Genomic DNA, 20,610 nt, shown 5'->3' on the forward strand with positions numbered 1-20,610 from the left:
CAGCCCGGACGTCACTGACGCCGGGCGGCACGGGGCCTCAGCCGGCGGACGCGAGGATCCGGGTTGTCGGAGCGCCCTGGAGTGCGGGGGCCGCAGCGGGCGAATTCCAAACGTTTGCCCGAAGCTTTGCCAGCAGGGCTTCCGCCTGGGCCTGCTGCTCGAACTCGAGTTCCACCACTACGTAGTGCGGATCGTCCACCGGTCGGCTGATGCGGTGCGCGGTAACCCCCGACGCCGCACGGTTGACGGGGTCACGGTCCAACGCTGTCTTCCACAGGTCGAAATCCCTGATCTTGTGCTCAATCTGCAAGGTGTACATCACGAGCCCTCCTTACGTCTGTTATGTGGCTGCGCGATGTTCCACGGTAGGGCGGCGGGGCGGCCCGCGGTATCCCAGATATCTGGGAGGGCGGCCCGCCCCGGGACGGGTCCGGAGCGCCCGTGAGCCGGTCGATTCAGAAGGCCATGCCCAAGGTACATACTGATGTCATGACCACCAGCTGGGCGCTGAGCCGGAGTCTGGAACGCATCGGGAACCTCTGCCGCGACGTGCTGGATGACCATGAGCTGCGCCGGGGATTACTGGCTGAACTCGGAAGGATGGTGCCCTTCAGCGCTTATGCCTGGCCGTTGACAGACCCGGAATCGGCCACCGGTATCTCGCCGATGGCCAGGATTCCCTGTCCGGAGGAGCTGCCTGAACTGATCCGGCTTAAGTACCTGACGGCGGATGCCCGCTGGACCTCCCTGATGGGCCAGCGCCGGCCGGCGACGACCCTGCTGGTGGCCACCGGCGGGCAGCCGGCGCGGAGCCGGCTCTGGAACGGGCTGCTGAGCCGCTACGGGGTGACGGACGTGCTGTCCGTGGTCTTCGCCGATAAACACGGGTGCTGGGGCTGGCTCGACGTGTGGCGTGGCGGAGACGAAGGCACATTTTCCGAACCGGAGACCGATTTCCTGGCCACGGCGGCCCCGCTGGTGGCAGCCGGCCTGCGGCGGAGCCGGGCGGCACAATGGCGGCAGGGTGTCGACGTCGGTGCCGCGGTCCGGGCGGGCGGCGGCAAGTCCTTGCCGCCGCAGGCCGTGCTGGTCCTCGACGAGCGGCTCGCCGTGACGGGCCAGACCGCATCGGCCGCCGACTGGCTGGGGCTGCTGCAGCGCGGGCCCCGGCCCTACGAAGGGATCCACGCTGAGGTCCTGAATGTCGCCGCCCAACTCCTCGCGGAGGAAGCCGGAGTGGACGCCCACCCGGCGATGTCCCGAGTGCCGGTGGGGCGCGGTGGCTGGGCTCTTTTGCGCTCCACCCGGATGGACCCCGGGACGGGGGCAACGCCTTCGCTCGCGGTGACCATCCAGGACTGCCCGGCGGCGGACCGGCTGGAAGCGTTCGCGCGCTGCTTTGCGCTGACGCCGCAGCAGCACCGGCTGCTGGGGCTCTCCGCCGGCGGCCTCAGCAACTCTGAGCTGGCAGCTGCCCTGCAGATCCGCCCCTACACCGTGCAGGACTTATTCAAGGCACTCTTCGTGGCCTGCGGTGTGCGGAGCCGGGCTGCGCTGCTGGGCCTGGCCCTTGGAGCCGCGGCCGTGTCGGCTCCGGCCGCCGCAGCATCTGACGGACAGTGAGGACCAGGTGAGGTGTGGCTAGCCGCCGGCAAACGGCGGCAGCACGTCGACGACGTCGTCCGGACCCAGCACCGGCGACGAGTTCCGCACCGCCACCTCGTTGAGCAGGAAGCTGGAGCGGGACAGGATGCGGGCCAGCGGCGGGGTGCCGGCCGGCGGCTCGGGGCGTTCGACGGCGAGAATCGCCTCCAGCAGCTCGGCGAGCCTGGCGCCGTCGGGCAGCTCGAACTTTTCCTCGTCCATACCGGCGGCAGCGCGCGCGGCAGCGAAGTAACGTACGTTCACGGGTGGTTCAGCCTCCGATGGCGCTCATGCTGCGGTCCGGCTGGACGAAGTCCGGGGCGTCCAGTCCGACGTGGTCCATGCCGTGCGCCTTGGGCTTGAGCCACATGGCGTCCTGCCAGCGCTCGGCGAGTTGTTCGTCGCTGGCGCCGCCGCGCAGCAGCCCCAGCAGGTCGGTCTCCTCGTGGGAGAACAGGCAGCTCATGATCTTGCCTTCCGCGGTGATCCGGGTCCGGCGGCAGTCCGCGCAGAACGGTTCGGTGACCGAGGCGATGATCCCCACCGTGCCCAGCACGGGGCCGGTAGCCTGGTCCGTGCCAGGCACCCGGGCGCGGACCTCGAAACGCTCGGCCGGGGCGCCGTCACGTTCCCGCGGATCGGCGCTGAGCACGTAGTCGACGGAGAGCAGGCCCCGGATCTCCGCGGCCGTGATCATGTTCCGGCGGGTCCAGCCATGGTCGGCGTCGAGCGGCATCTGTTCGATGAAGCGCAGTTCGTAACCGCGGTCCAGGGCCCAGGCCAGCAGTGAGGGGGACTCGGCGTCGTTGATGCCGCGCATCAGCACCGCGTTCAGCTTCACGGGCCCCAGTCCGGCGGCCCAGGCGGCGTCCACGCCGGCGAGGACGCGGTCCAGGAACGGGCGCCGGGTCAGCTTGGTGAAGGTTTCCTCGTGCAGCGAATCCAGCGAGACGTTGATCCGGGTGAGGCCGGCGGCCTTCAGGCCGGCCGCCTTTTTATCCAGGCCGACGGCGTTGGTCGTCATCGAGATCGGCAGGTCCGGGTGGGCCTGGCGGAGGGCGGAGATGATGTCCAGCAGGTCGGCCCGCACCAGCGGTTCGCCGCCGGTGAGCCGGAGTTCGCGGACACCCAGTTGTTCGACGCCGATCCGGACGATCCGTACGATTTCCTCCGCGGACATGACGGCCTGCTTGGCCAGCCACTCGAGGCCTTCGGCAGGCATGCAGTAGGTGCAGCGCAGGTTGCACTTGTCGGTCAGGGAGAGCCGCATGTCGGTGGCCCGGCGGCCGTAGCGGTCCACCAGTCCGGCAGGCATTCCGGCCGGGCGTCCGGCCGGCTGTGGCGCCGGGACGCCCGCGACGGGGCCGCTTTCCGCGCGGGGCTGGGGCATGCCAAGCTGAACACTCATAATGTCAGGCTACGCCACTGCGGGCCGGGCATCACGCCCCGGCGAGAACGAACTGGCGCCAACGAACTTATGCTGGAGGCGTGAACACGTCTCCGACCGCTCCGGCAGCGGCTACCGGCGGAGAACCGCAGCCCGTTCCGCGGCGCCCGGTGCGGTGGGCCGCCGCGGCCGGCGTGGTGGCGGTGGGTGCCGGCGTCGCCGTCGGCGAACTTGCTGCCGGGCTGCTGAGTCCTTCGGTCTCGCCGGTGACGGCCGTCGGCGGCGCGGTGATCGACGCCGTCCCGCCGGGCGTCAAAGACTGGGTGATTTCGCTTTTCGGCACGGCGGACAAACTGGCCCTGCTCGGCGGGATGGCGCTGGTGATCGCGGTGCTGGCCGCACTGGCCGGAGTGCTCGAATGGCGCCGCCGCTTCGCCGGGCTGGCCGTGATCGCCGTCTTCGGGCTGGTGGGAGTCGCGGCCGTGCTGACCCGGGCGGAGGCGGGTGCCACTGCCGTCCCGGGGCCGTTGCTGGCCGCCGCCCTGGGCGTGGTGCTGCTGCGCTGGCTGGTCCGCCGGCTCACCGAGTGGTCCGACGCCGATGGGGACCCCGCCGGCCAGGCACCCGCCGCGCCGGCACCCGCCGGTCAGGCACCCGCAGACAGGGACCCCGAGGGCCAACCCGCATCCCGCCCCGCCCGCCGCGGCTTCCTGCAGGCCCTGGCGGTGACCACGGTCATCGCCGCCGCCGGCGGGGTCCTTGCGTCCATCCTGCGCGGCGCCGCCGCGGCCGTCACCGGGCTGCGCAGCAAGCTCGCGTTGCCCGTCCCGGCCTCGCGCGCCCCGGCGATACCCGCCGGGGCCGAGCTGTCCCTGGCGGGACTGGACCCCCTGGTCACTCCGAATAAGGACTTCTACCGGATAGACACCGCCCTGCGTGTCCCGCTGGTGGATCCCCGCGAATGGCGGCTCAAGGTCACCGGCCTGGTGGACCGCGAGCTCGAACTCGACTTCGACGCCCTGCTGGCCAAGCCCCTCACCGAGCGGTACATCACCATCGCCTGCGTCTCCAACGAGGTGGGCGGCGACCTGATCGGCAACGCCCGCTGGCTCGGCTGGCCGGTCCGCGGGCTGCTGGCCCAAGCCGGCCCGCAACCGGGAGCGGACATGGTGCTCTCGCGCAGCGCCGACGGTTGGACCGCAGGGACACCGCTGGAGGTGCTCACGGACACCCGCGACGCCCTGCTGGCGGTGGGCATGAACGGGGAGCCGCTGCCGCTCGAGCATGGTTTCCCCGTCCGGCTCGTCGTGCCGGGACTTTACGGGTACGTCTCGGCGACCAAATGGGTCACCGAACTGAAGGTCACCCGGTTCGCCGACGACGTCGCCTACTGGACTCCCCGGGGCTGGAGCGAGCGCGGACCCATCAAGACGTCGTCGCGGATCGACGTGCCGCGGGCCGGCCGGAGCGTGAACGCGGGGCAGGTGGACTTTGGCGGCGTGGCCTGGGCCCAGCACCGCGGCATCGGCACAGTGGAAGTGCGCGTCAACCGCGGCGACTGGAAACAGGCCGAGCTGGCACCGGCGATCTCCACGGACACCTGGCGCCAGTGGAAGCTCACCCTACCGCTGGACCCGGGACAGTACGAGGTCCAGGTCCGTGCCACCGACCTCGCCGGCGTCCCGCAAGTGGAGGACCGCGCCCCGGCGGCGCCCAGCGGGGCCACCGGCTACCACACAGTTACAGTGGACGTGAAGTCCTAGCCCGCCGAGCCGAAGGTCAACAACGTATGCACCGCACCGCGAACAGGCCCGTCACCGTGGAAGCGCACCGGGACAAAGTCCGGGCCCTGCTGGCACCGCTCGCCGCCCGCATCGACACGGTGCCGCTCGGGGACGCCCTCGGCCGCGGCCTGGCCTCCGACGTCCTGGCCCCGCTGGACCTCCCGCCCTTCGCCAACTCGCAAATGGACGGTTTCGCGATCCGCAGCGCCGAGGTGCCCGACGGCGGCGCCGAGCTCCGCGTCGCCGCGCCCGTTCCGGCCGGCGCCGAGCCCGCCGAACTTGCTCCCGGCACCGCCGCGCCCATCATGACCGGCGCCATGATCCCGGCCGGCGCCGACGCCGTCGTCCCCATCGAGCAGGCCGTTCCGGATTCCTTCCCCGCCCCCGGGGAAACCGCCACCGTCCGCCTCCCCGCCGCCCCGGCGGGGAACTACGTGCGGGCGGCCGGCAGCGACATTGCCGCCGGGGAAACTGCCCTCGCCGCCGGCACCTTCCTGGGACCCGGCCAGCTGGGGCTGCTGGCCGCGCTGGGCCTGAGTCAGGTACCGGTGCACTCTGTGCCGAGGGTCCTGCTGGTTACCACCGGGGACGAGGTGGTGGAACCCGGCAGCCCGCTGCAGCCAGGCAAGATCTACGACGCGAACGGCACCCTGCTCGACTCCGCCCTGCGCCAGGCAGGCCTCCACGTCACCCGCACCGGCATCTCCGCCGACAACCCCGGGGAACTGGAGGAGCTGCTGCGCCGCCACGCGCCCGGCGTGGACCTGATCGTCACCACCGGGGGAGTCAGCAAGGGCGCCTACGAGGTGGTCCGGCAGGCACTGGCGGACCACGACGTCGAGTTCGGCCCGGTGGCCATGCAGCCGGGCGGCCCGCAGGGCATCGGAACCTTCGACGGCGTCCCGGTCCTCGGCTTCCCCGGCAACCCGGTCAGCTGCCTCATCTCCTTCGAAATGTTCCTCCGGCCGGTGCTGGCGGACCTGTTCGGCTCGCCGGCGCCGCGCACCGTGATCCGCGCCCGGCTGGCCGAAGCCCTGGCCTCCCCGGAAGCCAAACACCAGGTCCGGCGCGGCACGCTCGGCCCGGACGGAACGGTCCGGCTGGAAGGCGGCGCGGGATCACACCTGATGCACGCCCTGGCGCACTCCAACGCCCTTGTGCACGTCCCGGCGGGAACAGCGGCGCTCGCCGGGGGCGACGAGGTGGAAGTATGGATCCTGTGAACGCAGCAGAGAACAACACACCAGAGCACCCGGACAAGCCCGCGCTGACCCATCTCCGGCAGGACGGCACCGCGCAGATGGTCGACGTGTCCAACAAAGCCGAGACCACGCGGGAAGCCACCGCCACCGCCACCGTGAACAGCACCGCTGAGGTCCTGGCCCTGCTCGGATCCGGCGAACTGCCCAAGGGCGATGCGCTGGCCGTCGCACGGGTGGCCGGGATCCTGGCCGCCAAGAAAACACCGGACCTCATTCCGCTCTGCCACCCGCTGCCGATCACCAAGGTCACCGTCGACTTCGAGCTCGACGCCGAGTCCGTGACCGTCTTCGCCACGGTCAAAACCCGCGGCGTGACCGGGGTGGAGATGGAGGCGCTCACCGCGGCGTCCGTTGCCGCCCTGAGTGTGTACGACATGATCAAGGCCGTGGACAAGCACGCGGTGTTGACGGACATCAAGGTGCTCGCCAAAAGCGGCGGCAAGAGCGGGGACTGGACACTGTGAGCAGCATCGAACCGCACCGCCACGGCGACGCCACCGGCCGGAAGGCCGGCATCGTGATCGCCTCTACCCGCGCCGCGGCCGGGGTCTATGAAGACCTCACCGGTCCCGTCATCGCAGACTGGCTGACCGAGCACGGATTCGAGCCGTTCCCCGCCCTGGTGGTTCCCGACGGCGAGCCCGTCGGCGCCGCCCTGCGCGCGCTGCTGACCCAGCACCCCGCCGTGATCATCACCAGCGGCGGCACCGGCCTCAGCCCCACCGACGCCACCCCCGAACAGACGCTGCCGCTGCTGGACCGCGAAATCCCCGGCATCATGGAAGGCCTGCGCAGCGCGGGCACGGCCAAGACCCCGACGGCGATGCTGAGCCGCGGCCACGCCGGCGCCGCCGGCAGCACCTTCATCGTCAACCTCCCCGGCTCCCCGAAGGGCGTCATGGACGGCCTGGGCGTGCTGGACCCGATCATCGGACACCTCTGCGACCAGCTGGAAGGCAGCCATGGACACTGAATCAGCCTTCGAAGTCGTGCACGCCGTCCTCAGCGCCGAGCCCATCTCGGTGGAGCAGGCCATCGCCGCGGTCGAATCGGACACCGCCGGCGCCGTGGTGAGCTTCAGCGGCGTCGTTCGCAACCACGACGGCGGCAAACCGGTGCAGCGGCTCAGCTACAGCGCACACCCCACGGCGCACCAGGTGCTGGCCGACGTCGTCGCGCAACTGGTCGCCGAGCAGTCGGCGGCCGGGGCATCCGGAGCGGGCCGGCCGGGCCAGCCGGTGCGGATCTGGGCTGCGCACCGGACCGGGCCGCTGGAGATCGGCGATCCCGCCCTGGTCTGTGCGGTGTCGGCGGCGCACCGCGGGCAGGCCTTCGCGGTGTGCTCCGAGCTGGTGGACCGGATCAAGGAGCAGGTTCCGATCTGGAAGGAACAGTTCTTCACCGACGGTACCGTCGAGTGGGTCGGTGCGGGGGAGTAGCCACTGCTCCGGCGGCAGGGTAACGCAAGGGACCCGGTTCCAGCCGGGCCGCGCCCCGGCGGTAGGGTTGATGCCATGACCGAACAACTCGCCGTCGCCGTTCTGGGCGCCAACGGGCGCATGGGCGCCGAGGCCGTCAAAGCCGTGGAAGACGCCAAAGACCTGAAGCTCGTCGCGGCCCTGGGCCGGGGCGATTCCCTCGATACCCTGGTGGATTCCGGCGCCCGCATCGTCGTGGACCTGACGGTGCCCGACAGCACCGAAGCGAATGTCCGCTTCGCCGTTGAGCACGGCATGCACGCCGTCGTCGGCACCACCGGCTGGGACGCTGAACGGCTGGAACGGCTCGAGGCGCAGCTCGCCGGCCAGCCCGGCGTCGGCGTCCTCATCGCCCCCAACTTCGCCCTCGGCTCGGTCCTGGCATCGGCCTTTGCCGCGAAGGCGTCCCGCTACTTCGAATCGGTCGAAATCATCGAGCTGCACCACCCGGAAAAAGTGGACGCTCCCTCCGGAACCGCGGTGCGCACCGCACAGCTGATCGCTGCGGAGCGCGCCGGCGCCGGCGTCGCGGCCAGCCCGGATGCAACCAGCAGCGAACGCCCCGGAGCGCGCGGCTGCGAGGTCGACGGCGTCCGTGTCCACAGCGTCCGGCTCCGCGGCCTTGTGGCGCACCAGGAGGTCCTGCTGGGCGGGCCGGGGGAGCAGCTGACCTTCCGCCACGATTCCTTCGACCGCGCTTCCTTTATGCCCGGCGTGCTGCTGGGCGTGCGCAACGTCGCCGCGCATCCCGGACTCACTGTGGGCCTGGACGGCTACCTGGACCTGGGCCTCTGATGGCCAGCGTCCTGGCGTCCTTCAAGGCCAACCGCACCAAGATCTGGGTGGCGGCCGTGACGCTGCTGCTGGTGTTCTACCTGGTGGTGTCCCTGCAGCGTTCGGTGCTGCTGCTCTCCGATCCCAACCCAGTGGCCAAGGCCCTTGGCCTGGCCTACCTGGTGCTGCCGGTGGTGGGGGCCTGGGCGCTGGTGCGGGAGCTCTTGTTCGGCGCCCGGACCGAACGGCTGGCGAAGATCCTGGAAGCCGAAGGCGGCCTGCCGGAGGATACCCTGCCGCGCACCCCCGCCGGCCGGATCATCCGCGACGCCGCGGATCTGGAGTTTGAGAAATACCGGGCTGAAGCCGAGGCCGCCCCCGGGGACTGGCGGTCCTGGTTCCGGCTCAGCTGCGCCTACGACGCCGCCGGGGACCGCAAGCGGGCCCGCGCCTCGATGCGCGACGCCGTCCGGCTGTTCCGCGCCGGGTCGCCCGGCGCCTAGCGCCCGGCGGTTCGTTGTTTAGCGGTTCCTCGTTTAGCGGTTTCCGGACCGCAGGCCGCGGCCCAGCTGGTTAGCGCCGTGGCCGACCCACTCCAGGGGCCCGCGCCAGGACAGTGCCGCGAAGACACCGCCGATGACCAGCGCGGCCATGGCCTGCGCCCAGTACAGGCCCTCCACGCTCCAGCCGGCGGGGAGCGGCCGGCCGTACAGGGACGCCATCAACCACACGTGCGCCGTATACAAGCTCAGGGTCAGCGCCCCGGCGCCGCGCAACGGGAGCAACAGGTCCAGCTGCACCCAGTCGGCGAGCCGTCCCAGCAGCAGGCAGAGACCCACCACCGCGGCCGCGACCCCCGAGGTGTGCAGCAGGTCCAGCGTGGTGCCAGAATGCGGGGCGCTTGACGCCAGCCACCACGCGGAACCAGACTGGTCGATGCCCGCGAGGTTTACCTGCAGCAGGCTCGCCAAGGGGTACGCCGGGTCGCCCAGTTGCTGCTGCAGCGCTGCGCGGCCGCCCCAGTCCTCCATCAGCACCTGGCTCAGCCACTTGGCGAGCACCGCGGCGATGCTTCCGGCCGCCAGCAACAGCAACGGAACAGCCGCCGTGGACAGCGCCAGCCGGCCGATCGCCAGGCCGATGAGCAGGTAGGCGAGCCATTGCAGCACTGGGTAATAACCCGTCAGGAATACATCGCCGAGCAGCCGGGCCGGCGTGGTCAGGTCCTCCCAGCCGGGGTTGTGGCGGAGCCGGAGCGGCGGATCCGCCGCCAGCAGCCACGGCCGCAGGAGATAGGCCAGGACCGGGGAGGCCAGCAGCCACGCCGCCGCCAGTCCCCAGAGGCGTTTCGAGGGCAGGCCCAGGAACGGCAGTACACAAAGGAACAACAAGGCGTAGTGGACCAGGATGACCGCGATGTTGACTTCCAGGCCGCCGAGGGTGAGGCCCACCGCGGCCACCACCAGTGCCCGGAGGGCGATGCCCCGGCGGGCCGCCCACAATTCCGGACCCTCCAGCGGCCGCTCCTTTCCGGTGGACAGCGCCAACCCGATCCCCGCAAGCACAGCAAAGAGTGCGGCCGCGCGGCCGGAGAAGGCCAGACCGACCCAGGTGGGGGTGAGCTGCGCGTCCGATCCAAAGGTCGGGAGCACATGGGTTGCCATCATGCCCAGCAGCGCCAGCCCGCGGGCCGCGTCTACGCCGGTCAGCCGGGGCGCCGCCGCCTTGGCCCTGGCGGTTTTTGAAGTCGTTGCCATACCGCGCGAGGTCATTCTCCGATCGTCTCACGTCCGGCCGGCCCCGGACCGCCCCAGGGCTGGTGCCGACCGGCGTGTCCACGGGTCCAGCCCAAGGCCTTGTATTCGAATATATGTTCGAATATCATGAACGGCATGAACAACGCATCAGACCCGGCCCGGGCCGCTTCTTCCCTTCCTGCCGGTACGGCCGGCGGCCGGTCGGCCGCTGCGCTCACCCCGGCCGGTGTCCTGAAGGCCATGAGCCCGGGTGTGGTGGACTTCCTCTTCCGGCGGCTGGTCGCCGGAGAGTCGGCGGAGGACGTCCAATGGCACCAGGAGGGCACCTCATTGTCCGCCCAGGCGCCCGGCGCCGAGCTGGCCCGCCGGCTCGCGGAGACCGACCTCGAGGCGCTCACCCCCACCGAGCTGTTCCACTACGTGCGTGCCGCGCAGCGGTTGTCCGCGTGGGCGGAGGGGCTGCGGGAGGACGCCCTGGGCCGTTACTGTGCCGGGCCGCCGGCACGCCCCGGAGCGCCGGCCGACACCACGCAGGAGGGCCGAATTTGACGCGCATCACTGCCTCGCCATTGTCCTAACAAGCCGGGGACAGGGTAACGTTTTTCCTATGGCTGACTCTGACATTCGCTCTTACACGTTTGGAACCCTTGTGACCGCCATGGTCACTCCGTTCACCAACGACGGTGAGGTCGACTATCAGCAGTCCGCAGAGCTGGCCAACAAGCTCGTCGACGACGGCAACGACGCCCTCGTTATCTCCGGCACCACCGGTGAAACGTCCACGCTGGAAGACGACGAAAAGGAAAAGCTTTTCCGTGTGATCGTCGAGGCCGTGGGGGACCGGGCCAAGGTCATCGCGGGGACCGGCACCAACCACACCTCGCACTCGATCGAGATGGCGAAGCGCGCCGCCAAGGCAGGCGCCCACGGCCAGCTGATCGTCACCCCGTACTACAACAAGCCGAGCCAGGCCGGAATCCAGGCCCACATAGAGGCCGTTGCCGACGCCGCGGACCTGCCCGTCATGGTCTACGACATCCCCGGCCGCGCGGGTGTTCCGATCCTGCCCGAAACCATGATCCGGCTCGCGGACCACCCCCGCGTGATCGCCCTCAAGGACGCCAAGGCAGACTTCGCCGCCGTCACCCGCGTCATGGCGAACACGGACCTGGATGTCTACTCCGGGGACGACGGACTGACTCTGCCGTGGATGGCGGCCGGCGCCGTCGGGCTGGTCAGCGTCTCGGCACACGTGGCCAGCAAGCAGTACCGTGCGATGATCGATGCCGCACTTGCAGGCGATTTTGCCACCGCCCGCACCATACATTTCGAACTGGACCCGGTGGTCCGTGCAGTGATGACCCACATCCAGGGTGCTGTTGCTGCGAAGCAAGTTCTTAAGTGGCAGGGAGTCCTGCCCAACTCGGTTGTCCGTTTGCCCCTCGTGGAGCCGGGCGAAGCCGAGATCGAAACGATCCGCGAGGACTTGGCGGAAGCAGGAATCGTCTTCTCCTGATCCGGCCCTGCCTGATCGAAGAGAACACCCCTCCTGCTCCGCCTGGAAAGTAGTGCACTATGACCCAAACCGCCCTTCCCGGCCTCGTCACGCCGCCGAAACTGCCCAAGAACACGCTGCGGATCGTTCCGCTCGGCGGCCTCGGGGAGATCGGCCGCAACATGACGGTCTTCGAAATCGACGGCAAGCTGCTTATCGTTGACTGCGGCGTCCTCTTCCCGGAAGAGACCCAGCCCGGCGTCGACCTGATCCTGCCCGATTTCTCCTACATCGAGAACCGCATGGATGACATCGTCGCCGTCATCCTCACGCACGGCCACGAGGATCACATCGGTGCCGTCCCGTACCTGCTGCGCCTGCGCAACGATATCCCCATCGTCGGCTCCCAGCTGACGCTGGCCCTGATCGAAGCGAAGCTCCAGGAGCACCGGATCAAGCCGAACACCCAGATCGTCAGCGAGGGCCAGGTCCAGAAGCTCGGCCCCTTCGAATGCGAATTCGTGGCCGTCAACCACTCGATCCCCGATGCCTTGGCCGTATTCCTGCGCACCTCGGGTGGCACCGTGCTGCACACCGGCGACTTCAAGATGGACCAGCTTCCCCTCGACGGCCGGATCACCGACCTGCGCCACTTCGCCAAGCTCGGCGAAGAAGGCGTGGATCTGTTCATGTCCGACTCCACGAACGCCGACGTCCCCGGCTTCACCACCGCGGAAAAGGAAATCGGCCCCACCCTGGACCGGCTCTTCGGCCAGGCGTCCAAGCGCATCATCGTGGCCTCGTTCTCCTCGCACGTGCACCGCGTCCAGCAGGTCCTCGACGCCGCCGCGAACCACAACCGCAAGGTAGCCTTCGTCGGCCGCTCGATGGTCCGCAATATGGCCATCGCCGCGAAGCTCGGCTACCTCGAAGTGCCGGCGGGCATCCTCGTCGACATCAAGAACATCGACAACCTGCCGGACAACCGCGTGGTCCTGATGTCCACCGGCTCCCAGGGCGAGCCGATGGCGGCACTGTCCCGCATGGCCAACGGCGACCACCGCGTCGTCGTCGGTCAGGGGGACACCGTGATCCTCGCCTCAAGCCTGATCCCGGGCAACGAGAACGCCGTCTTCCGGATCATCAACGGCCTGCTCAAGCTCGGCGCCGACGTCATCCACAAGGGCAACGCCAAGGTCCACGTCTCCGGCCACGCGGCCGCCGGCGAGCTCCTCTACTGCTACAACATCCTCGAGCCGCTCAATGCCATGCCGGTGCACGGCGAGACGCGCCACCTCATTGCCAACGGCAAGATCGCCCTCGAATCGGGCGTTCCCGAGGAGAGCATCCTGCTGGCGGACAACGGAACCGTCATCGACCTCCGCGACCACCAGGCGGACGTTGTGGGCCAGGTCGAGGTCGGGTTTGTCTATGTGGACGGCTCCAGCGTCGGCGAAGTCACCGAAGCCGACCTCAAGGACCGCCAGACCCTTGGCGACGAGGGTTTCATCTCGATCATCACGGTCATCCACCGCGCCACCGGCAAGGTGGTTTCCGGGCCGGAAATCCACGCCCGCGGCGTGGCCGAGGACGATTCGGTCTTCGACGAGATCATCCCCAAGATCAACGCCGCGCTCGAGGAAGCCGTGCAGAACCGGGACCACACCTCGCAGCAGCTCCAGCAGGTTGTCCGCCGCGTCGTCGGTACCTGGGTCAACCGCAAGCTGCGCCGCAAGCCCATGATCATCCCGGTGGTCCTGGAAGCCTAGGCCCCGCAACCGGGCAGCACGCCCGGTCACGGGCCAGCGCAACAGCTGCACTGAAACGGCCTTCCGCGCCGGCACCGCCTCCAGGCGGCGGCCGGCGGGGGAGGCCGTTTCCGTTCCCTCAAAGACCCCGCCGGGCAGCCCGAATCCGGCCGCCCACGCCGTACGCGGGCGGCCGCCGCCGCCCAACATGATCCCCGCCCGGCCCGGAAATCCGCGGTTTTCGGCCCGGCGTCGGGTACCGTTGCGGGTATGGCGACACGCACCTCCTCCGCGCCTAGAGGCAACTCAAGCGGCAGCTCAAAGGGCAACACCGGCAGCTCTTCCGGCAGGGGCTCCGGCGCAGCTGCGTCCAAGACCGGCCGCTCCCAGGGAACGGCGCGCACCCGCCAGCTGCCCGCCGTCGAACCCCGCCAGCCCTGGCTGGTGCGGGTGGTGGCCGGCGCGTGGCTGGGCATCGGCCACGTGGTGGGCGCCGGCGTCCGCCGGATCGGCCATGACGTCAGCGACCTCGACCCGGCAGACCGCCGCGACGGAGCCGCCCTGTTCAACCTCGCGCTCGGGGTCTTCATCGCCACGTTCGCCTGGTGGGGCTTCCAAGGCTGGTTCCCGGACATGGTCTTCGCAATCGTCAACGGCACCTTCGGCTGGATGTCCCTGCTGCTGCCGCTCATTCTGTTCGTCTGCGCCTTCCGGCTGTTCCGCCAGCCGGTGGACGGCCGCGGCAACAACCGCATCGGCATCGGCTTCCTGATCATGACCTTCGCCGGCTGCGGCCTTGCCCACATCATCGGCGGCCAGCCCACCGTCGCCGACGGCTTCGACGGGCTCCGCCACGCCGGCGGAATGCTCGGCTACCTCGCCGCCGCGCCGCTGGCAACCATCCACGCCGCCGTTCCGATCGCCCTCTACAGCCTGCTGGCCTTCACCTCGCTGCTCATTGTCACGGCCACCCCCTTCGGCGCGATCCCGTCCCGGCTGCGCGGCGCCTACGAGCACCTGATGGGCATCGACCTGCAGGACCGCGACAACCAGGCCGGCCAGGACTCCCACGACCGCAGCTACCTGTACGAGAACGACGGCCCCGCCCCGAAGAAGAAGCGCAAGCGCCTCTTCGGCAAGGACGACGACGCCGACGCCCGGCTGGAAGGCTACGTCGGCGACGAGGCCTTCGAGCACGCCGTCGTCGACGACGATGACGAAACAGCCGCCGGCGCTGCGGGCGCACGGGGAGCCGGCAGGGGTTCCAAAGCCGTGGCGCCCGGCGTGCGGCGGCCCACCCAGGCCGAAATCGCCGTCGAGAAGATCAAAGCCGCCCAGGGGCTGGGCAGCAGCACGGCCGGGGCCGCGGCGGAGAACGCCACCGAGGCGATCCCGCTCGTCTCCCCGGGCATGGTCGCCGCCGGGTCGCTGAACCCGATCCCAGGTGCCGGCAGCGGTGCGGCCGCCCCCAAGGTCCCCGCGAACCCGGTCGCCCCGGCGCCGCTGCCCACGCCGATCCCGCAGCGCACCGAACAGCTGTCCCTCGCCGGCGATGTCACCTACACGCTGCCGTCCTCGGACATGCTCACCCCCGGTTCCATCCCCAAGGAACGCACCGAGGCCAATGACGCGATCGTCGCCTCGCTGACTGAGACGCTGACCCAGTTCAACGTGGACGCGCAGGTCACCGGGTTCAGCCGCGGACCCACCGTGACCCGCTACGAGATCGAGCTGTCCCCGGGCACCAAGGTGGAGCGCGTCACCGCCCTGTCCAAGAACATCTCCTACGCCGTCGCGAGCTCCGATGTGCGCATCCTGAGCCCCATCCCGGGCAAGTCGGCCATCGGCATCGAAATCCCCAACACGGACCGTGAAACCGTCTCGCTCGGCGACGTGCTGCGAAGCCAGAACGCCCGCCGCACCGACCACCCTATGGTCATGGGCGTGGGCAAGGACGTCGAAGGCGGCTACGTCGTGGCCAACCTCGCCAAGATGCCGCACCTGCTCGTTGCCGGCGCCACCGGCGCCGGCAAGTCCTCCTTCGTGAACTCGATGATCACCTCGATCCTGATGCGCGCCACCCCGGACGAGGTCCGGATGGTCATGGTGGACCCCAAGCGGGTGGAACTCACCGCCTACGAAGGTGTCCCGCACCTGATCACCCCGATCATCACCAACCCCAAAAAGGCCGCCGAGGCACTGCAATGGGTGGTCCGCGAGATGGACGCCCGCTACGACGACCTCGCGAACTACGGCTTCAAGCACATCGACGACTTCAACAAAGCCGTCCGGGCCGGCAAGGTCCACCCGCCCGTCGATTCCAAGCGCGTCATCCGCCCGTACCCGTACCTGCTGGTGATCGTGGACGAACTCGCCGACCTCATGATGGTGGCGCCGCGCGACGTCGAAGACTCGATCGTCCGCATCACCCAGCTGGCCCGCGCGGCCGGCATCCACCTGGTGCTCGCCACGCAGCGGCCCTCCGTCGACGTCGTCACCGGCCTGATCAAGGCCAACGTTCCCTCCCGGATGGCGTTCGCGACGTCCTCGGTGACCGACTCCCGTGTGGTCCTCGACCAGCCGGGCGCCGAGAAGCTGATCGGCCAGGGCGACGCGCTCTTCCTGCCAATGGGCGCCTCCAAGGCGATGCGCGTCCAGGGCGCCTGGGTCACCGAGTCCGAGATCCACAAGGTCGTAGAACACGTCAAGGGCCAGCTCAAGGCCGTCTACCGGGACGACGTCGCCCCCGAGACGCAGAAGAAGCAGATCGACGACGACATCGGAGACGACCTCGAGGTCCTGCTGCAGGCCACCGAACTGGTGGTCACCACGCAGTTCGGCTCCACCTCGATGCTGCAGCGCAAACTGCGGGTCGGCTTCGCCAAGGCCGGCCGGCTGATGGACCTGCTCGAGTCCAGGGGAGTGGTGGGCCCGTCCGAGGGCTCCAAGGCCCGCGACGTGCTGGTCAAGCCGGACGACCTGGCCGCGGTGCTGGCCGCCATGAAGGGCCAGGACGGGCCGGTCGCCGCGGATTCGCAGACGGCCGCGCTCAGCGACAATGCCAACGCCAACATCGCCCAGGGCGGCTACGCCGAGGACCTGGTGGCCGCCGACCTCGACAACCGCACCCAGGCCATCGAGTACCACGACGGCGCCGACGGCGGCTCGGACGACGAGGACGGCTCCGAGGACGCCTGGTCGCTGACCGGACGGTAGCCGGCGGCGAGACGGTAGCCTAGGAAGGTGACTAGCGCCGAAACCAACGCCGGGTCCGCCCCGCGGATCTGGAACCTGCCCAACATCCTCACGATGCTGCGGATCGCGCTGGTGCCCTTTTTCGTTTGGTGCCTCGTCGCCGACGCCCCGGGCCTGGACGCGCAGAACGGCCCCTGGCGCTGGGCCGCCGTCGTCGTCTTCGCGGTGGCGATCTACACGGACAAGCTCGACGGCGACATCGCCCGCAGCCGCGGACTCATCACCGACTTCGGCAAGATCGCGGACCCGATCGCGGACAAGCTGCTGATCGGCTCCGCCCTGGTCATGCTCTCGCTGCTCGGCGAACTGCCGTGGTGGGTCACCGTCCTGATCCTGGTCCGCGAGTGGGGCGTCACGGCGCTCCGCTTCTTCGTGATCCGCTACGGCGTGATCCCCGCGTCACGCGGCGGCAAGCTCAAGACCGTAGTGCAGACCGCGGCGATCTTCCTCTACGTGATGCCGCTCGCCTCGATCGCCCCGTGGCTCGGGTTCCTGGCCTTTGTTGTCATGATGGCCGCCCTGGCGATCACGGTCTGGACCGGCGTCGAATATGTCGTTGAGGCCCTCAAGCTGCGCGCCAGCGGCATCCGGGCAAGGAAACAGCAGGTCCAGGAGGGAACGCCATGAGCAATCTCCACCCCACCACCCACCCGGGGCTGCACCCGAATCTGCACCGCCTCGCCGAGCAGGCCGTGGGCCGCGCCATCGAGCACGGACTGACCGTCGCCACCGCGGAGTCCCTCACCGCCGGGATGGTGGCGGCCGTGCTGGCCGACACCCCCGGCGCGTCCGCCATGCTGCAGGGCGGCGTGGTCGCCTACTCGAACACGGTCAAGGCCGACATCCTGGGCGTGTCCCGGGACGTCCTCGACGCCGTGGGTTCGGTGGACGGACAGGTCGCCGCGGCCATGGCCTCCGGGGCGCGCGCAGCGTGCGGTGCCGCCGTCGGCGTCGCCACCACCGGGGTGGCGGGCCCGGAGCCGCATGACGGCAAGGCGGTGGGCACGGTCTACATCGGCCTCGCCACGGCGGAAGGCGCGACATCGTTCGCGTACCACTTCGACGGCAGCCGCCAGGAGATCCGGGCGCTGGCCTGCGGCGCGGCCCTGGAACGGCTGCTCGAAGCCCTGTCCGCGACAAGCTACCGCGGGTAAAGTTGCCGGGAACAAAAGTTGATTCCGAATAGTTGTTACATTGTGTCGCCCCGGAATAAGGGCGGCGCCTAGGATGAAATCATCACAACGTTCGCAGTCCACCGCGAACTAGACATACGAGGGAGCAAGGCGATACAGATGGTAAAGCAGCCCGTATCCGTAAACGGCGTTGTCCGCTGGAAGGATGTGGGCCTCGCCGATCAGGCAAAGAGCGAACAGAAGGAGCGCAAGATGGTTGTACTTCGTCACGAAATCGGTGATGTCCTGCGCGATGTCCGCCAACGCCAAGGCCGTACCCTCCGCGAAGTCTCGCACAGTGCCCGTGTATCCCTGGGCTACCTGAGTGAAGTGGAACGCGGCCAGAAGGAAGCCTCCTCGGAGCTGCTCTCCTCGATCTGCTCGGCCCTTGACGTCCCGTTGTCCAGCATGCTCCGCGAAGTCAGCGACCGCGTCGCCGTGGCCGAGGGCGTTGCGGTACCGGACACCGTCCCCCAGGAATTCGCCCAGCGCTACGCTCGTGACCTTGACCGTGAGCTCAACACCGAGCTGAACGATGAGCTGGCCACCGGCCTGCTCTCCGGCGCGCGCTAGGCCCAAAGCTCTTCAGATTAACGAATTGGTCCCCGGCAGTGCCGGGGACCTTTTCCGTGCCCGGGTGGGCCTAGAGGCCTTCGTCCCGGGGAAAACCGTCGCGTTCGTAGGTGGCGTTGAGCTTCGCCATGTAGCCGGCGAAGGCTTCCAGCTCCGCGGCCGGCCACTGCGCCAGCCGTTCGCGGAAGACCTCGCGCCGCGCATCCTGGACCAGGTGCATCTTCTCCTCGCCCTTGGCCGTCAGGCTGATGGCCTGCGCCCGGCCGTCCAGCGGGTCGGCCTCCTTCGCTACCAGCCCCAGGCCTTCAAGGAACGCGATCTGGCGGCTCACCGAGGGCTTGCCGACGCCGATGCAGGAGGCCAGTTCGGTCAGCCGGATGGGCCCCTTGGCCCGGACCACGGACAGCAGCCCGTAGGCGGCAGGCTCCATCTCGGGATGGACCTGGCGGGATAACTGCTGCGACATGGAGCGGGCCCGCCGCCAGAGCAGGCTCAGCTGGCGCTCGACGGCGGCCAGCGCCTCCTCCGCGGACGGGTCGCAGGTCCCGGAAACTGGCGCCGGATCCGGGGCGGCGTCGCGTGGGTTGCTCATAGCAACCATTCTAGGGGCCGTGCCCGTGAGAGACTTTATCGGTGAGAATCAGCGACTTTTGGCGGCTTATGGACGACGAGTTCGGCGCGGGATACTCTCGGGTGCTCAGCAGCTCCCTGGTGCTGGCGGGCGTGGGCGGCCGCACCGCGGACCAGGCCCTCTCCGCGGGAGTGCCACCGAAACAGGTCTGGCTGGCCCTCTGCGATGTCCAGGATGTCCCTGCCGAACGGCGGCTCGGCCGCGACGTCAAACCCCGCTGACGGTACGGCCGTTGGCGCTACGGCCCCGGTCCGCAGGCATCGGGGGACTGACACGCCGTCCAATTGTTCGAATATCTGTTCGGGTCCGGCTATGCTTTTTTCAGAGCGTTTTCCACATACGCGACGGCGGCGGCAACTTTGTCAGTGGCTGCCACTAGCGTCAGTGATGACATAACAACGGCCGTGACGGCCACTCTCCAGCGAGAAAGTATTAGAGGTGTGAATCATGGCCGCAGCCCCGGATCGCCAGAAGGCGCTCGACGCAGCGCTTGCCCAGATTGACAAGCAGTTCGGCAAAGGCTCCGTCATGCGCCTGGGCGACGAAGTCCGCGCGCCCATCGAGGTCATCCCGACCGGCTCCATCGCGCTGGACGTGGCTCTCGGCATTGGCGGCCTGCCCCGCGGCCGCGTGGTTGAGATCTACGGCCCTGAATCCTCCGGTAAGACCACGGTCGCGCTCCACGCTGTCGCCAACGCCCAGCGCCAGGGCGGCATCGCCGCCTTCATCGACGCCGAGCACGCCCTCGACCCCGAGTACGCTGCCAAGCTTGGCGTTGACACCGACGCGCTCCTGGTCTCCCAGCCGGACACCGGCGAGCAGGCGCTCGAAATCATGGACATGCTGATCGGCTCCGGTTCGCTGGACGTCATCGTCATCGACTCCGTTGCCGCCCTCGTGCCCCGCGCCGAAATCGAAGGCGACATGGGCGACAGCCACGTCGGCCTGCAGGCCCGGCTGATGAGCCAGGCGCTGCGTAAGATCACCGGCCGGCTGAGCCAGACCAAGACCACCGCCATCTTCATCAACCAGCTGCGCGAAAAGATCGGTGTGTTCTTCGGCTCCCCGGAAACCACCACCGGTGGTAAGGCGCTGAAGTTCTACGCCTCGATCCGCATCGACGTCCGCCGTATCCAGACCCTCAAGGAGGGTGCAGACTCCGTCGGCAACCGGACCAAGGCGAAGATCGTCAAAAACAAGATGGCCCCGCCGTTCAAGATCGCCGAATTCGACATCATCTACGGCCAGGGCATCTCCCGCGAAGGCGGCATCATCGACATGGGTGTCGAGCACGGCCTGATCAAGAAGTCCGGCTCGTGGTTCACCTACGACGGCGACCAGCTGGGCCAGGGCATGGAGAATTCCCGCCGCTTCCTGCGCGACAACCCCGAACTCGCCGCCGAACTCGAGCGCCTGATCAAGGAAAAGCTCGGCGTCGGCGTCAAGGCAGCGGACCCGGAGGAATCACCGAAGCTGAAGGCCGTTGACGGCTTCTAACAGCCGGGCCTCCGCCGCGCGGGGCCGCAAGGGGTCAGGATTCCCGTCCCGGAATCCTGGCCCCGGCGTCGTTGGCGACCCCGGAGGTCCCGGCCGGTCCGCGCCGCCGGCACCGGAGCAGGACCCCGAGGCTGATCCCGCCGCCGTCGCAAG

General features: G+C 69.3%; 22 protein-coding genes. 17 read left to right on the top strand and 5 right to left on the bottom strand.

The window, feature by feature from the left end:
* Positions 1-37 precede the first annotated feature (37 nt).
* Positions 38-319 carry a hypothetical protein gene (locus AC1MED_RS06790; RefSeq protein ID WP_479786585.1) on the bottom strand — a complete coding sequence of 94 codons (282 nt, stop codon included), beginning with the start codon at positions 317-319 and terminating at the stop codon, positions 38-40.
* Positions 320-489: 170 nt separating this feature from the next.
* On the opposite strand from AC1MED_RS06790, the gene AC1MED_RS06795 reads away from it, so the two are divergent.
* A complete protein-coding gene (locus tag AC1MED_RS06795) occupies positions 490-1,623 on the top strand; it encodes a helix-turn-helix transcriptional regulator (RefSeq protein WP_479786151.1) in 1,134 nt (377 codons plus the stop codon).
* 18 nt (positions 1,624-1,641) lie between these two features.
* Here the strand turns inward: AC1MED_RS06795 and AC1MED_RS06800 are convergent, their stop codons facing one another.
* Positions 1,642-1,908: a MoaD/ThiS family protein gene (locus tag AC1MED_RS06800; protein WP_479779506.1), complete on the bottom strand. Its 267-nt coding sequence runs from the start codon at positions 1,906-1,908 to the stop codon at positions 1,642-1,644.
* 7 nt (positions 1,909-1,915) lie between these two features.
* Positions 1,916-3,052, bottom strand: coding sequence for a GTP 3',8-cyclase MoaA (gene moaA / locus AC1MED_RS06805; RefSeq protein WP_479786153.1), 1,137 nt, complete (start codon positions 3,050-3,052; stop codon positions 1,916-1,918).
* Positions 3,053-3,201: 149 nt separating this feature from the next.
* Between moaA and AC1MED_RS06810 the strand changes: the two genes are divergently transcribed.
* The 7 genes from AC1MED_RS06810 to AC1MED_RS06840 all read left to right on the top strand — a co-directional run bounded on the left by AC1MED_RS06810 (position 3,202) and on the right by AC1MED_RS06840 (position 8,832).
* Positions 3,202-4,794 (top strand): molybdopterin-dependent oxidoreductase, encoded by a 1,593-nt coding sequence (locus AC1MED_RS06810; RefSeq protein WP_479786587.1) that lies wholly within the window; start codon positions 3,202-3,204, stop codon positions 4,792-4,794.
* 26 nt (positions 4,795-4,820) lie between these two features.
* The gene (locus tag AC1MED_RS06815; RefSeq protein WP_479786155.1) at positions 4,821-6,038 is read left to right on the top strand and encodes a molybdopterin molybdotransferase MoeA; all 1,218 of its coding nucleotides are present in this window, start codon (positions 4,821-4,823) and stop codon (positions 6,036-6,038) included.
* Positions 6,026-6,541 (top strand): cyclic pyranopterin monophosphate synthase MoaC, encoded by a 516-nt coding sequence (moaC, locus tag AC1MED_RS06820; RefSeq protein WP_346959788.1) that lies wholly within the window; start codon positions 6,026-6,028, stop codon positions 6,539-6,541. Before AC1MED_RS06815 ends, moaC begins: the two co-directional genes overlap by 13 nt.
* On the top strand, positions 6,538-7,050 hold the full coding sequence (locus AC1MED_RS06825; protein ID WP_346959787.1) for a MogA/MoaB family molybdenum cofactor biosynthesis protein: 513 nt from the start codon (positions 6,538-6,540) through the stop codon (positions 7,048-7,050). The genes moaC and AC1MED_RS06825 overlap by 4 nt, the downstream gene beginning before the upstream one ends.
* On the top strand, positions 7,040-7,516 hold the full coding sequence (locus tag AC1MED_RS06830) for a molybdenum cofactor biosynthesis protein MoaE (protein WP_479786157.1): 477 nt from the start codon (positions 7,040-7,042) through the stop codon (positions 7,514-7,516). The genes AC1MED_RS06825 and AC1MED_RS06830 overlap by 11 nt, the downstream gene beginning before the upstream one ends.
* A 75-nt stretch (positions 7,517-7,591) precedes the next feature.
* Positions 7,592-8,350 (top strand): 4-hydroxy-tetrahydrodipicolinate reductase, encoded by a 759-nt coding sequence (dapB, locus tag AC1MED_RS06835; protein ID WP_346959785.1) that lies wholly within the window; start codon positions 7,592-7,594, stop codon positions 8,348-8,350.
* Positions 8,350-8,832, top strand: a complete 483-nt coding sequence (locus AC1MED_RS06840; protein ID WP_479786160.1) for a hypothetical protein — start codon at positions 8,350-8,352, stop codon at positions 8,830-8,832. The genes dapB and AC1MED_RS06840 overlap by 1 nt, the downstream gene beginning before the upstream one ends.
* 33 nt (positions 8,833-8,865) lie before the next feature.
* Here the strand turns inward: AC1MED_RS06840 and AC1MED_RS06845 are convergent, their stop codons facing one another.
* Entirely contained in the window at positions 8,866-10,101 is a 1,236-nt protein-coding gene (locus AC1MED_RS06845; RefSeq protein ID WP_479786161.1) for a heparan-alpha-glucosaminide N-acetyltransferase domain-containing protein, read from the bottom strand.
* Positions 10,102-10,221: 120 nt separating this feature from the next.
* Between AC1MED_RS06845 and AC1MED_RS06850 the strand changes: the two genes are divergently transcribed.
* From AC1MED_RS06850 to AC1MED_RS06880, 7 genes are all read left to right on the top strand, one after another.
* Entirely contained in the window at positions 10,222-10,635 is a 414-nt protein-coding gene (locus tag AC1MED_RS06850; protein ID WP_346959782.1) for a hypothetical protein, read from the top strand.
* 58 nt (positions 10,636-10,693) lie between these two features.
* The gene (dapA, locus tag AC1MED_RS06855; protein ID WP_346959781.1) at positions 10,694-11,602 is read left to right on the top strand and encodes a 4-hydroxy-tetrahydrodipicolinate synthase; all 909 of its coding nucleotides are present in this window, start codon (positions 10,694-10,696) and stop codon (positions 11,600-11,602) included.
* Between the two features lie 59 nt (positions 11,603-11,661).
* A complete protein-coding gene (locus tag AC1MED_RS06860) occupies positions 11,662-13,350 on the top strand; it encodes a ribonuclease J (protein WP_175323229.1) in 1,689 nt (562 codons plus the stop codon).
* A gap of 249 nt (positions 13,351-13,599) precedes the next feature.
* Positions 13,600-16,545, top strand: coding sequence for an FtsK/SpoIIIE family DNA translocase (locus AC1MED_RS06865; protein ID WP_479786164.1), 2,946 nt, complete (start codon positions 13,600-13,602; stop codon positions 16,543-16,545).
* Between the two features lie 93 nt (positions 16,546-16,638).
* Positions 16,639-17,211, top strand: coding sequence for a CDP-alcohol phosphatidyltransferase family protein (locus tag AC1MED_RS06870; RefSeq protein ID WP_479786589.1), 573 nt, complete (start codon positions 16,639-16,641; stop codon positions 17,209-17,211).
* Positions 17,208-17,738: a CinA family protein gene (locus AC1MED_RS06875; RefSeq protein WP_479786165.1), complete on the top strand. Its 531-nt coding sequence runs from the start codon at positions 17,208-17,210 to the stop codon at positions 17,736-17,738. The genes AC1MED_RS06870 and AC1MED_RS06875 overlap by 4 nt, the downstream gene beginning before the upstream one ends.
* A 138-nt stretch (positions 17,739-17,876) precedes the next feature.
* Complete coding sequence (locus AC1MED_RS06880; protein WP_479786167.1) at positions 17,877-18,329, top strand: helix-turn-helix domain-containing protein; 453 nt, start codon at positions 17,877-17,879, stop codon at positions 18,327-18,329.
* 70 nt (positions 18,330-18,399) lie between these two features.
* On the opposite strand, the gene AC1MED_RS06885 is transcribed toward AC1MED_RS06880, so the two are convergent.
* Positions 18,400-18,921 (bottom strand): MarR family winged helix-turn-helix transcriptional regulator, encoded by a 522-nt coding sequence (locus AC1MED_RS06885; RefSeq protein WP_479786170.1) that lies wholly within the window; start codon positions 18,919-18,921, stop codon positions 18,400-18,402.
* 41 nt (positions 18,922-18,962) lie between these two features.
* Here AC1MED_RS06885 and AC1MED_RS06890 point away from each other — a divergent pair, with 41 nt between their 5' ends.
* The gene (locus tag AC1MED_RS06890; protein ID WP_056740635.1) at positions 18,963-19,181 is read left to right on the top strand and encodes a DUF3046 domain-containing protein; all 219 of its coding nucleotides are present in this window, start codon (positions 18,963-18,965) and stop codon (positions 19,179-19,181) included.
* Positions 19,182-19,407: 226 nt separating this feature from the next.
* Positions 19,408-20,457 (top strand): recombinase RecA, encoded by a 1,050-nt coding sequence (recA, locus tag AC1MED_RS06895; protein ID WP_138769744.1) that lies wholly within the window; start codon positions 19,408-19,410, stop codon positions 20,455-20,457.
* The last annotated feature ends 153 nt before the right edge of the window (positions 20,458-20,610 follow it).

This window comes from Arthrobacter sp. BI5, assembly GCF_056680065.1.

Bases quoted from the DNA above. Each gene is read 5' to 3' on its own strand.
- AC1MED_RS06840 (WP_479786160.1), top strand. From the start codon at position 8,350: ATGGCCAGCGTCCTGGCGTCCTTCAAGGCCAACCGCACCAAGATCTGG.
- AC1MED_RS06845 (WP_479786161.1), bottom strand. From the start codon at position 10,101: ATGACCTCGCGCGGTATGGCAACGACTTCAAAAACCGCCAGGGCCAAG.
- AC1MED_RS06875 (WP_479786165.1), top strand. From the start codon at position 17,208: ATGAGCAATCTCCACCCCACCACCCACCCGGGGCTGCACCCGAATCTG.
- AC1MED_RS06815 (WP_479786155.1), top strand. From the start codon at position 4,821: ATGCACCGCACCGCGAACAGGCCCGTCACCGTGGAAGCGCACCGGGAC.
- AC1MED_RS06830 (WP_479786157.1), top strand. From the start codon at position 7,040: ATGGACACTGAATCAGCCTTCGAAGTCGTGCACGCCGTCCTCAGCGCC.
- AC1MED_RS06850 (WP_346959782.1), top strand. From the start codon at position 10,222: ATGAACAACGCATCAGACCCGGCCCGGGCCGCTTCTTCCCTTCCTGCC.
- AC1MED_RS06880 (WP_479786167.1), top strand. From the start codon at position 17,877: ATGGTAAAGCAGCCCGTATCCGTAAACGGCGTTGTCCGCTGGAAGGAT.
- AC1MED_RS06865 (WP_479786164.1), top strand. From the start codon at position 13,600: ATGGCGACACGCACCTCCTCCGCGCCTAGAGGCAACTCAAGCGGCAGC.
- AC1MED_RS06885 (WP_479786170.1), bottom strand. From the start codon at position 18,921: ATGAGCAACCCACGCGACGCCGCCCCGGATCCGGCGCCAGTTTCCGGG.
- AC1MED_RS06790 (WP_479786585.1), bottom strand. From the start codon at position 319: ATGTACACCTTGCAGATTGAGCACAAGATCAGGGATTTCGACCTGTGG.
- dapA (WP_346959781.1), top strand. From the start codon at position 10,694: ATGGCTGACTCTGACATTCGCTCTTACACGTTTGGAACCCTTGTGACC.
- moaC (WP_346959788.1), top strand. From the start codon at position 6,026: ATGGATCCTGTGAACGCAGCAGAGAACAACACACCAGAGCACCCGGAC.
- dapB (WP_346959785.1), top strand. From the start codon at position 7,592: ATGACCGAACAACTCGCCGTCGCCGTTCTGGGCGCCAACGGGCGCATG.
- AC1MED_RS06870 (WP_479786589.1), top strand. From the start codon at position 16,639: ATGCTGCGGATCGCGCTGGTGCCCTTTTTCGTTTGGTGCCTCGTCGCC.
- recA (WP_138769744.1), top strand. From the start codon at position 19,408: ATGGCCGCAGCCCCGGATCGCCAGAAGGCGCTCGACGCAGCGCTTGCC.
- moaA (WP_479786153.1), bottom strand. From the start codon at position 3,052: ATGAGTGTTCAGCTTGGCATGCCCCAGCCCCGCGCGGAAAGCGGCCCC.
- AC1MED_RS06860 (WP_175323229.1), top strand. From the start codon at position 11,662: ATGACCCAAACCGCCCTTCCCGGCCTCGTCACGCCGCCGAAACTGCCC.
- AC1MED_RS06795 (WP_479786151.1), top strand. From the start codon at position 490: ATGACCACCAGCTGGGCGCTGAGCCGGAGTCTGGAACGCATCGGGAAC.